Below are 10,623 nucleotides of genomic sequence, written 5' to 3' on the forward strand. Positions count from 1 at the left end.
GTCAATTCTTGTCCGAAGCGTCATGCTTCACTATCGGCCCGACGCGCCTCGTTTCTTACGCTAAACACATGCCGAAGCAGTCCGTGCGCAATGTAGCAATCCGGAAAGCTTTCTCACAGTGCATTTTTATCACACTCCCGCCTCATTTTTTTGCCGTGTGGCAAAGATGCGGCGGATGACGACGAAGAAGGACGGCACGAAGAAAATGCCGAGCATCGTCGCAGCAAGCATGCCGCCGAGGACGCCGATGCCGATCGCGTTCTGGGCGGCGGAACCCGCGCCCGTTGCGATGGCCAAAGGCGCGACGCCGAGGATGAACGCCAGAGAGGTCATGACGATCGGGCGCAAGCGCAGCCTTGCCGCTTCCAGCGTCGCTTCGAAGAGCCCCATGCCGGTCTCCATTCGGTCCTTTGCGAATTCCACGATCAGGATCGCGTTCTTCGCCGCAAGGCCGATGGTCGTGAGCAAACCCACCTTGAAATAGACATCGTTCGCCTGCCCGAACAGCGTTGCTGCCGCGAGCGCGCCGAGCACGCCGACCGGGACCGCCATGATGACCGAGAACGGGATCGACCAGCTCTCGTAGAGTGCAGCCAGGCAGAGGAAGACGACGAGAACCGAAATCGCGTAGAGCATGGGGGCTTGCGAGCCCGAGAGCCGTTCCTGATAGGAAATGCCCTGCCAGGCGACCGTATAGCCGCCGCCGAGCTGTGCCGTCAGCGCCTCCATCTCGTTCATGGCTTCGCCCGAGGAGACGCCAGGGGCGGCCGCACCGTCGAGCGGGATGGCGCTGACGGCATTGAACCGGGCAAGCGACGGCGCGCCTTCGACCCATTGGGTTGTCGTGAAGGCGGAGAAGGGCACCATTTCGCCGGCGTTGTTGCGGGCATACCAGTGGTTCAGATCGGTCGGCTGCATGCGGAAGGGGGCGTCACCCTGCACGTAAACCGGCTTGATCTCGCCGTTCAGCGTGAAGTCGTTGACGTCGCGTCCGGTGAAGATGATCGACAGCATGGAGTTGACCGACGCAAGGTCGACACCCATGGCGCCGATCTTCTCCTGATCGATCAGGATCTTCATCTGCGGCTCGACTTCCTTGTTGTTGGAGCGAAGGGCCACGACCTTGCCGGTGCCGCCGGCCATCTGGATCAGCCGCTTGGAGGCGGCCGTCAGGGCCTCATTGCCGTGGCCGCCGGTATCGACAAGATACATGGAGAAGCCGCTCGATACGCCGAGACCCTGGATCGCCGGCGGCAGCAGCGCAAAGACCTGGGCTTCGCGGATCGTAAAGAAGTTCCTGAGAGCCCGGTTGACCACCGATTGCGCGCTGAGATTGGGATCGGTGCGCAGCGAGAAGTCCTTGAGCTTTGTGAAGACGATGGCGCTGTTCTGGCCGGAACCGTTGAAGCCGAAGCCGAGCGCGCCAAAGACGGAATCCACCGCGTCCTTCTCGTTCTCACGGAAGTATTTTTCGACCTTTTCGACGACGGCCTGCGTCTGCTGGGTGGTGGAGCCCGGCGGCGTGGTGACGATGGTGAGCAGCACGCCCTGGTCTTCCTGCGGCAGGAACGAGCTCGGCAGGCGGGTGAAGAGATAGGCGCAGCCGGCGCCGACCAGCAGGAACACCAGCATGACCCGGATCGGCCGCTTCAGGAGATAGCCGATGGCGCGCACATAACCGTTGGTCGAGCGGGTGAAGTTGCGGTTGAACCAGTCGCCGATGCGGTGCTTCTTGTGCTCGTCGACCGGCTTCAGCATCGTGGCGCAGAGCGCCGGCGTCAGCACGATGGCGACGAGTGCCGAAAGCAGCATGGCCGAAACGATGGTGATGGAGAACTGGCGGTAGATGATGCCGGTCGAGCCGCCGAAAAAGGCCATCGGGATGAAGACGGCGGTCAGCACGAGAGCGATGCCGACGATGGCGCCGGTGATTTCACCCATCGACTTCTCGGTCGCCTCCAGCGGCGAGAGCTTTTCCTCCGACATGATGCGCTCGACATTTTCGACGACGACGATGGCGTCGTCGACGAGAAGGCCGATTGCCAGCACCATGGCAAACATGGTCAGCGTATTGATCGAGTAGCCAGTCGCCGCGAGGATGCCGAAAGTGCCGAGAAGCACGACGGGAACGGCGATGGTCGGAATCAGGGTCGCCCGCAGATTCTGCAGGAAGATCAACAGAACCACGAAGACGAGCACGATCGCCTCGATCAGCGTGTGCACGACCTTTTCGATCGACAGTTCGACGAAGGGCGTCGTGTCGTAGGGATAGGTGATCTCGACGCCTTCCGGCAGGCCGCGACCGATCGTTTCGAGCGCGGTGCGCACACGCGCGGCGGTGTCGATGGCGTTCGCACCGATCGCAAGGTTTACTGCAAAGCCCGACGACGGCAGGCCGTTATACCGTGAGCTGCCCCCGTAGCTTTCCTGACCGATCTCGACGCGGGCGACATCGCTGAGGCGAACGGTCGAGCCGTCCTTTTCGACCTTCAGGATGATGTGCTCGAAATCCGCAACCGTGGTGAGCTGGCTCTGGGCCGTGATCGTCACGTTGATCTGCTGGCCCGGAACGGAGGGCTGGGCACCGAGCGAACCGACCGAGACCTGCGTGTTCTGCGCCTGGATGGCGGAGGTCACGTCGCCGGGGGTGAGCTGGAATTTCTGCAGCTTGAACGGGTCAAGCCAGACGCGCATGGCGTAGCCGGAGCCGAACACGTTGATGCTGCCCACGCCTTCCAGGCGCTGGATCTGATCCTCGATCGAGGTCGACATGATGTTGCCGAGGTCGACGGAGGTGCGCTTGCCGTCGGTCGAGATCAGCGAGCCGACGAGAAGAATGCTCGAGGTGGAGCGCGTGACGCTGATACCGGCATCTATGACGTCGCCCGGCAGCTGCGACTGGACGAGCTGCAGCTTGTTCTGCACCTGGACCTGCGCAATGTCGGGATTGATGCTGGTGCCGAAGGTCAGCGAAATGCTGGCAGAGCCTGTCGACGAGGTCGAGGTCATGTAGGTCAGATCGTCGAGACCGGTCATGCCGTCTTCGATGATGGTCGTCACCGATTTTTCGACCGTTTCGGCGCTGGCGCCACGATAGGTGGCGTTGATGCGGACCGTGGTCGGCGCAATGTCAGGATATTGCGAGATCGACAGCGTGAAGATGGCGAGCAGGCCGGCGAGCATGATGGTGATCGCAATGACCCAGGCAAAGATCGGTCGTCGGATAAAAAACTTGGCCATCGGTTATTCCTGTGCGGCTGGGACGGTGACGATGCGAAAATGCCTGCGCATTATTTTGCTGCGGGCTTCTGTTCGCCTCCGGCCGCGGGCTGATCGGCAGGGACAACCACGCCGTTGTCGTTGATCTTCATCGGGACCGGCTTCACCGGCATGCCTGAAACAATCGACTGCAGGCCGCTGACGATGAGCTGGTCGCCATCTTTCACGCCCTCGGTCACAAGCCAGGAGTTGTTGGAGGGTGCGGCGTTCTGGAATACGCGAGTTTCGACCTTGCCCTCGGCGGAAACGAACTGCGCGGTCAAACGACCGTTGGCGTCGCGGGTGGTCGCAAGCTGCGGCAGGGAATATCCGGATTCTGCGCCGAGTTCGACGGTGGCGCGCACATACATGCCCGGCAGGATGACGCGGTCCGGATTCGGGAAGACCACGCGGATGATGAAGGTGCCGGTCGTTTCGCTGACGACCTGCTTCGACATGTCGAGCTTGCCCTTCTGATTATATTCACGGCCGTCCTCGAGGATCAGCCGGAACGCGACATTGCTGTCCTCGCCCTTGACTTCGCCGGCAGCGATCGCGTCGCGCAGCTTCAGCAGGTTGGTGCTCGATTCCGTCAGCGAAATGTAGATCGGATCGAGCTGACGGATTGTGGTCAGCGCAGTTGTCTGGTTGGCCGCGACGACGTTGCCGATATTGTAGGCCGTCTGGTCGATCACTCCGTCGAACGGAGCAATGATCTTCGTATGGTCGAGATCGATCTGCGCCGCGGTAAGGGCGGCCTTGGCTGCTTCGACTTCGGCATTCGCCTGAGCAAGGGCCGTGCGGGCGGTTTCGAATTCGATCTGCGTTGCGCCGCTGCCGACCAGGCGCTGGTAACGGTCGAAATTGCTCTGGGCGCTGGGCACGCTTGCCTCGGCCTTGGAAATTGCGGCCTGGGCCTGCTCGACGGCCGCGCGGTAGGCGGCGTCGTCGATCTGGTAGAGCAGGTCGCCCTTCTTGACCTCGCCGCCTTCCTTAAAGGCAATTTCGCGGATGATGCCGTTCACCTGCGGGCGGATATCGGCCACCTGGAAGGCTTCGGCGCGCCCGGGCAGGATCGTGGTGATCGGATAGGTATCCTTCTTCAGCGTGACAACACCGACGGGGGCGGCCTGCTGGGCGGCTCCGGCACCTGCATTGCCGGCGGGCTTGCTGCCGCTGTCGTTGCAGGCGGCAAGGCCCATAACCAGCAGGAGGGCCGAGGAGACGATGAGGGAACGCCGAGTCATGCTGAATTCCTGTGCGGTTGGCAGTAGCGGTTCAATCGCCGGCCCTGTGACGCGCCGCTCTATATAAGCGTGACAATTGATCCGGAAACAGATGCCGTTATCCGATATTAAGAAAAGCTTTCTGAAGTGACGTAATTCAGCAATCGTCACTTAGCAAGGGTTATTTTGCAGTGCGGCATCCACGAAACACACGATTTTTTCGGCGCGGTGCACAAGCGTGTTTTTGTCGTCCTTGGCGATGAGAATGGGGTGCAGAACGCAAGCCAGAACGTCTGCGACGGTGCGCGCGGCCGCGTCCGTATTGTCGCAGCGGTAATTGCCTTCGGCTACGCCTTCACGGATGATCTCACCAAGCTTCTGCTCTATCCGCTCGCGATAGCGATGACCGGCGTCGAGCTTGGCATCGATCGTCGAGATCACCATTTCGAAGATGTAGGGGTTCTGCTGTATGTCCTGCAGATGGCTGTCGAGCAGGCGCAGGACGAAGCTCAGCAGCTGTTCCTTCGGCGGCAGGCTGGTGTCGACGGCAGCGAAGCGCTCGGTGGCGTTGCCGAGATGGCGTTCGGCAATCGCATCGACGAGCACCGCCTTTGAATGAAAATGCTTGAAAACGTTGGCCGGCGACATGTGCAGCGAAGCGGCGATATCGGCGATGGAAACCGCGACGAAGCCGCGCTGGCGAAACAGGGTCTCCGCCATCGAGAGGATATCCTCCCGGGTTTCCTCGGCCTTGCGTCTGGGCCTGCGTGCCATCTGTCCCCCGCCGGGCTTGGCCCGGCACCTCTTTTTCACGATGCTAGCGCGATTGGCCGAAAACCTGCAAGCGGTCTCGCAGCTTGGCCTTCAACGGTTCAGGGGAAATAGGGCGCGAGATTTGCCCGGATACGCGCCGCGGGCGTTTCGCCGCTGATATCGGCGACGAAAGGTTCGCCGGTAATCCATTCATAGGCCTTGATATAGACGGCGGAGGTCTGCTCGATCAGCTCGACCGGAATTTCCGGGATCTCGTCTTTGTAGGGATCGCAGCGCTCCGCCACCCAGGCGCGGACGAAATCCTTGTCGAAGCTTTCCGGCCGTTGGCCCGCGTCGAAGGCCGCGGGATAGGTTTGCGCCACCCAGTAGCGGCTGCTGTCAGGCGTATGGATCTCGTCGGCAAGAATGATGTTGCCGTCTTCGTCCGTACCGAACTCATACTTCGTATCGACGAGGATGAGGCCGCGCTTTGCCGCCATTTCCTGGCCGCGGGCAAAAAGAGCCAGCGCATATTTCGACAGCGTTTCCCACTGCTCTTTCGTCAACAGGCCGCGGCCGACGATTTCGGCCGGTGTCAGCGGCTCGTCGTGGCCGCCGTCGAATTCCTTGCTGGTCGGCGTGATGACCGGTTCGGGCAGGATCTGATTGTCGCGCATGCCATCGGGCAGGCGGATGCCGTACATTTCCCGCTCGCCCTTCTTGTAGAGCGTCAGGATCGACGTGCCGGTCGTGCCGGCGAGATAACCGCGCACCACAATCTCGACCGGCAGAATATCGAGACGCTTGCCGATGACGACATTCGGGTCGGGATAGCCGAGAACATGGTTGGGGCAGATATCCTTCGTCGCCTCGAACCAGTAACGGGCCGTCTGCGTCAATACCTGCCCCTTGTAGGGAATGCAGGTCAGGATGCGGTCGAAGGCGCTCAGCCGGTCGGTGCTGATGATGATGCGCCGGCCGTCCGGAAGATCATAGTTCTCACGCACCTTGCCGCGATAGTAGTTCGGCAGTTCCGGGAAATGGGCTTCGGAGAGAATACGCACGGCGCCTGGCTATCCTTCTATCGGCTGAGGCTAAAGCGTGCCGCGATCTTTGGGGTTCGCTTCCGACGCTTCAGGTCTTTGTTTTACGCATGTCGTTATCGCAAAACCGCTCCACGCTTTTGCGCCGCATGCTCTGTCCCTGCTCTAGTTTCATTGCCGCGGAAGTCAAGCAAAGGCTCATTCAAAGCCAGAAGAGGGCGATGAGAACGAGTGTCAATATATAACCGGCGAGCGTCAGCGGCCAGCCGGCCCGAAGGAAATCGCCGAAGCGGTAGCTGCCGATGCTCATCGACAGCGTATTGTTGTGATGGCCGAACGGGGTCAGGAAATCCTGCGAGGCGCCGGCGGCCACCGCTATCAGGTAGGCCTGCGGTGCATGCTGTCCGGCGCGCGCAAATTCCAGAGCAATCGGCGCAAGCACGATCGCGACCGTCGCATTGTTGACGAAGGGCGTCAGCGCCATGGCGAGAAACAGGACGAGCGCAATACCCCACAACGGATCGGCAATGGGGACTACAAGGCTCAGCCAGGTCGCAATGGTTTCGGCCATGCCCGTTGTGGCGACCGCCTGGCCGATCGGGATCATCGCCGCGAGCATGATGATGATCGGCCAATTGAGATCCGCCATCGCCTGGCGGATGTTCAGATAGCCGGGCAGGGCAAGTGCGAGCAAGACGAAGGCAAGCGCGATGTCGGGACGCAGGCCGAAGGCGGAAGCGGCAACGCCGGAGGCAAAAATGGCGAAAGGCCGCCAAGAGGCCGCCGCGGCAGGGGTGGGCGCTGCCGAGGCGAGCGGCAGGCATTCGCACTCTTCGAGCGCTTCCGCGATCGCCGCTTTCGGACCTTCCAGCACCAGGATGTCGCCGATCGAAAGCTGCAGATCGGCAAAGCGCCCTTCGACGCGCGGAGAGCGCATCGACAGCGCCGAGACCGTGACCCCGCGATTGCGGAAGACCTCCAGCGATGCGACACGTGAACCGACGACGGTGCTTTCCGGCATGACGACGGCCTCGATGCTGGTGAAATCCGGCTGCAGCCCGTGCGGATGGGCCTCCGCCACCAGGGCCTGCGAGGCGGCCAGATCCGCGAAGACGGAATCGGCGCCCTGCGCCAGCAGAATGTCGCCCGACTGGATGACGGATTGTTCGAGCGGGCCGAAGACGAAAGCGCGGTCGCGGATCAACGCATGCGGCTGGATGCCGAAACGCTCGGCACATTGGGCAAGCGTTGCGCCGATCAACGGCGAATGCTCGGGAATGGTGCGCTCCGCGACGATGCGGCGGGCCGGCGGAACTGGCGTTTCCGCAGCTTCGTCCGGCTCCGGAAACAGTTGCCGCACGATCAGGGCGATGAGCAGAATGCCTGAAATGGCGACCGGAAGGCCGACATAAGCGAAGTCGAAGAAACGGAAACCCTTGCCGGTCGCGTTTTCAAGCGCGTCGCTGACGAGAAGATTGGCGGGCGTGCCGATCAGGGAGACGAGACCGCCAAGAAGAGCGGCAAAGGAGATCGGCATCACGAGCTGCCGGCGCGGAATGGCCATAAGCGTGTTCAGCCGGAGCGCCAGCGGCAGGGTAATCGCAAAGGCGCCGATACTGTTCATGAAGATCGAGATGAAGCCGGTCAGGGCGGAGACGCCTGTTATGACCCGGAAGTGCGAGAGGCCCGAGGCCACGAAGCGCTCGGCGAGACTGTCAAAGAGTTTGGTGCGGGCCAGCACCTGGACGATCAGCAGGATTTCGACCACGGTGATGACGACGGGGCTCGCGAAGCCGGCAAAGATACCGTCGGCGGGGTACAGGCCGAGCCCGTAACCTGCAAGCAATCCGCCGATCGAGATGACTTCCATGCGCAGGCGGTCGAGGGAAAACAGGAAGAGCATGGCCGTCAGCAGGATCAGGAGGGCTGCTTGCTCGAGCGTCATCGGGGTTCCTGTCTTCGATCACAGGCCGAATGTAGCCATTCGTCCGGCGCTGTATAGCCTGCTCAGACGAAAGAATGATTGCTCCTCACATGCCCTGCCAGCGGCCGTCCCGCGGGCGCTCAGGCCGGCCTGCGCCATTTCCCTTCGGCCGTCCGCTCGAGGATGGGCGTTGCAAAAACGCCTTTTGTGCGTGCCTGCCATTGCGGTCCCGCGGCGTCGAGCCGGGCGCGCCAACGGTCCGACTGCAGCATCGCCGCGCCGATGACGACCGGCTCTATGCCGCAGCTCGCGAGAAGATCGAGGCCGGCGACGATCGAGGTCCCGCTCGAGATGACGTCGTCGATCAGCGCAACGCGGCATCCTTCGAGAAGCGGCAGCATGCGCGGATCGACATAGAGCCGTTTCTGCTGTTCCGGAGTGGTGATCGAGGAGAGGGCGACCGAGAGTTCGTCGCGATACCAGAATTTGCGGGAAGTGCCGAGTGGCACGTAGCGGCTGTGCCCGAGCTTCTGGGCAACGGCGGCAGCAAGGGTGAGGCCGAGTGTCGGCAGGCCGGCAACCACATCGATATCGAGGGGTCCTATCTTTGCCGCAAGGCTTTCGGCGAGCGCATCGAGCACGGCAAAACCTGCCTGGTTGATGATCAGCGAGGCCAGCGCATGCTCGCCGTCCGCGAGCAGGCGGATCGGCAGCCGCAATTGCCTGCCGTCTTCCAGTTCGGCCACGAAGAAGGAGGTGAAATCGCCGTCCGTTTCGAAGCTGCCCGGCGGATGGATGTCCTGCCAGAAATCATGCGGCTTCATCTCGTTCATTCTCAACCTCGCATCGCCTTGCCGGTACCGACCTTGCGGCGCAGGTCCTTCAGCTCGGATTCCGTCAGTTCCCTGACCGATCCCTTCGGCAGATCGCCGAGTTCCAGCCCACCGATCGCGACGCGCACGAGCCGCAGGCAGGCAATATCGAGCGCTTCGAGCATCCGCCGGATCTGCCGGTTGCGGCCTTCCTGAAGTTCCACTTCGATCCAGGAATTGCGGTCGCCTTCGCGCAGCCTGCGGGCGGCGGTGGCGCGCAGCAGTTCGCCGTCATGTCGAAGGCCCGACGTCATCGCCGCCAGCATGTCGTCATCGGCGATCCGATCGATCTGGACATGGTAGGATTTCGGGACGTGGGTGATCGGATCGAGCAGTGCTTGTGCGAATTCCGTATCGTTGGTGAAGAGCAGCAGGCCCTCGCTCGCCTTGTCGAGCCGGCCGACAGGCGAAAGATGCGGGACGTCGAAATCAGCCAGGCAGTCATAGACGGTCGGACGACCTTCCGGATCGTGACGCGTGGTGACAAGGCCGCGCGGCTTGTTGAGCATCAGGTATATCCTGGCCTCGGCGGCGATCTCTTTGCCATCGACCTTGATAAGGGCGGTCGAAAGATCGACCCATGCCGAGGGATCCGTGATGATGCGATCCTCGACCGCGACACGGCCGTCGGCGATCAGCCTTTCAGCCTGGGTGCGGGAACAATAGCCGAGTTTGGAGAGCGCGCGCGGGAGCGTAACCCGCTTGCCGGCCGGGCCGGCCTCGGGTTTGTTGTGTTCGCGTGTTTTCTGCGGTGCTCGCCGGCTTCTCACTTCGCCATCCCTGATGTGATTGCGAGAGCCGTTCTTGGCATGAACGACGCACGGATGCCAGCAATGGTGTTCGAAATTCTGGGGAGGAGGGGATTTCGGATGCCGAATGGAACCATCGACGCTTCGGGAAAGCGCAGCGGGTAAAAAGGGTCTTTCTACCGCCTCACGGGCAGGCCATGAAGCCGGCGAGTTCCTGCCGGTTCATCACGATCCCGGCTGCGGCCTTGGCCGGGTCCGGATGCGTGTAGGAAAGGCTCGGCATTTCGGGCAGATCGAGTGCCTGGCGCATATTCATGATGCCGACTGCACGTCGGCCGTCGCTGCCGTCGATACTGACTTCGACAATCAGCTTCTCTCTTTTGCTGTCCATGGTGACCTCCCTTCATTATTATATTCCCATCGATCGCATTAAAAATCGGTTTTTCTAAGACATAAGTGTTTACGCACCCTGCAAAAAACGGATCTGCAGGATGCGTACAAAATGCGGGAGTGGAGGTGGATGGGCTAACGCCACCAGTGGCGCGGTTCGGGCTGCGTGGCGCCCGACAGCATGTAGCCTGCCAGGAAGCCGATCGCGCCGGCAAGCAGAAGCGCCGTGGTGGTTGCAGCCGGGTGTTCGCGGGCGGTGCCGGCGACCGCCGCACCTTCGGCACGAATCTGGGCAACGGCACCTTTGGCACGCGGAAGCGCATCTTCGTAAGCCTTTCCGGCACGGTTGCGTACTTCGTAATAGGCTTCCGCGCCCTGCGCTGAAATCATCTTCTGCAGGCGGGACAC

9 protein-coding genes (1 of these 9 cut by a window edge) are annotated in these 10,623 nt (G+C 61.8%); all 9 read right to left on the reverse strand.

From position 1 onward, the window contains the following. Window positions 1–129: 129 nt before the first annotated feature. The gene (locus ACU8HS_RS13440) at window positions 130–3,240 is read right to left on the reverse strand and encodes an efflux RND transporter permease subunit (protein WP_447014544.1); all 3,111 of its coding nucleotides are present in this window, start codon (window positions 3,238–3,240) and stop codon (window positions 130–132) included. Window positions 3,241–3,290: 50 nt separating this feature from the next. Next, window positions 3,291–4,505, reverse strand: coding sequence for an efflux RND transporter periplasmic adaptor subunit (locus tag ACU8HS_RS13445; protein ID WP_447014545.1), 1,215 nt, complete (start codon window positions 4,503–4,505; stop codon window positions 3,291–3,293). 150 nt (window positions 4,506–4,655) lie between these two features. After that, window positions 4,656–5,258 (reverse strand): TetR family transcriptional regulator, encoded by a 603-nt coding sequence (locus tag ACU8HS_RS13450; protein ID WP_112564078.1) that lies wholly within the window; start codon window positions 5,256–5,258, stop codon window positions 4,656–4,658. Window positions 5,259–5,356: 98 nt separating this feature from the next. Beyond that, on the reverse strand, window positions 5,357–6,301 hold the full coding sequence (locus ACU8HS_RS13455) for a phosphoribosylaminoimidazolesuccinocarboxamide synthase (protein ID WP_447014546.1): 945 nt from the start codon (window positions 6,299–6,301) through the stop codon (window positions 5,357–5,359). 181 nt (window positions 6,302–6,482) lie between these two features. Next, window positions 6,483–8,225: an SLC13 family permease gene (locus ACU8HS_RS13460; RefSeq protein WP_447014547.1), complete on the reverse strand. Its 1,743-nt coding sequence runs from the start codon at window positions 8,223–8,225 to the stop codon at window positions 6,483–6,485. A gap of 119 nt (window positions 8,226–8,344) precedes the next feature. Further along, window positions 8,345–9,028: a phosphoribosyltransferase gene (locus ACU8HS_RS13465; RefSeq protein ID WP_113413009.1), complete on the reverse strand. Its 684-nt coding sequence runs from the start codon at window positions 9,026–9,028 to the stop codon at window positions 8,345–8,347. 11 nt (window positions 9,029–9,039) lie between these two features. Then, window positions 9,040–9,846 (reverse strand): pseudouridine synthase, encoded by an 807-nt coding sequence (locus tag ACU8HS_RS13470; protein WP_112564084.1) that lies wholly within the window; start codon window positions 9,844–9,846, stop codon window positions 9,040–9,042. Between the two features lie 163 nt (window positions 9,847–10,009). Then, entirely contained in the window at window positions 10,010–10,216 is a 207-nt protein-coding gene (locus ACU8HS_RS13475; protein WP_112564086.1) for a hypothetical protein, read from the reverse strand. A 134-nt stretch (window positions 10,217–10,350) separates the two neighbouring features. Then, window positions 10,351–10,623, reverse strand: partial view of a hypothetical protein gene (locus ACU8HS_RS13480; RefSeq protein WP_112564088.1) — the 3' portion only. 66 nt of this gene lie beyond the right edge of the window; only the last 273 of its 339 coding nucleotides appear in the window; the start codon falls outside the window, past its right edge; its stop codon occupies window positions 10,351–10,353.

The sequence above is a fragment of the Rhizobium sp. KDH_Rht_773_N genome (genome assembly GCF_052946295.1).

Bases quoted from the DNA above. Each gene is read 5' to 3' on its own strand.
- ACU8HS_RS13440 (WP_447014544.1), bottom strand. From the start codon at position 3,240: ATGGCCAAGTTTTTTATCCGACGACCGATCTTTGCCTGGGTCATTGCG.
- ACU8HS_RS13445 (WP_447014545.1), bottom strand. From the start codon at position 4,505: ATGACTCGGCGTTCCCTCATCGTCTCCTCGGCCCTCCTGCTGGTTATG.
- ACU8HS_RS13450 (WP_112564078.1), bottom strand. From the start codon at position 5,258: ATGGCACGCAGGCCCAGACGCAAGGCCGAGGAAACCCGGGAGGATATC.
- ACU8HS_RS13460 (WP_447014547.1), bottom strand. From the start codon at position 8,225: ATGACGCTCGAGCAAGCAGCCCTCCTGATCCTGCTGACGGCCATGCTC.
- ACU8HS_RS13465 (WP_113413009.1), bottom strand. From the start codon at position 9,028: ATGAAGCCGCATGATTTCTGGCAGGACATCCATCCGCCGGGCAGCTTC.
- ACU8HS_RS13475 (WP_112564086.1), bottom strand. From the start codon at position 10,216: ATGGACAGCAAAAGAGAGAAGCTGATTGTCGAAGTCAGTATCGACGGC.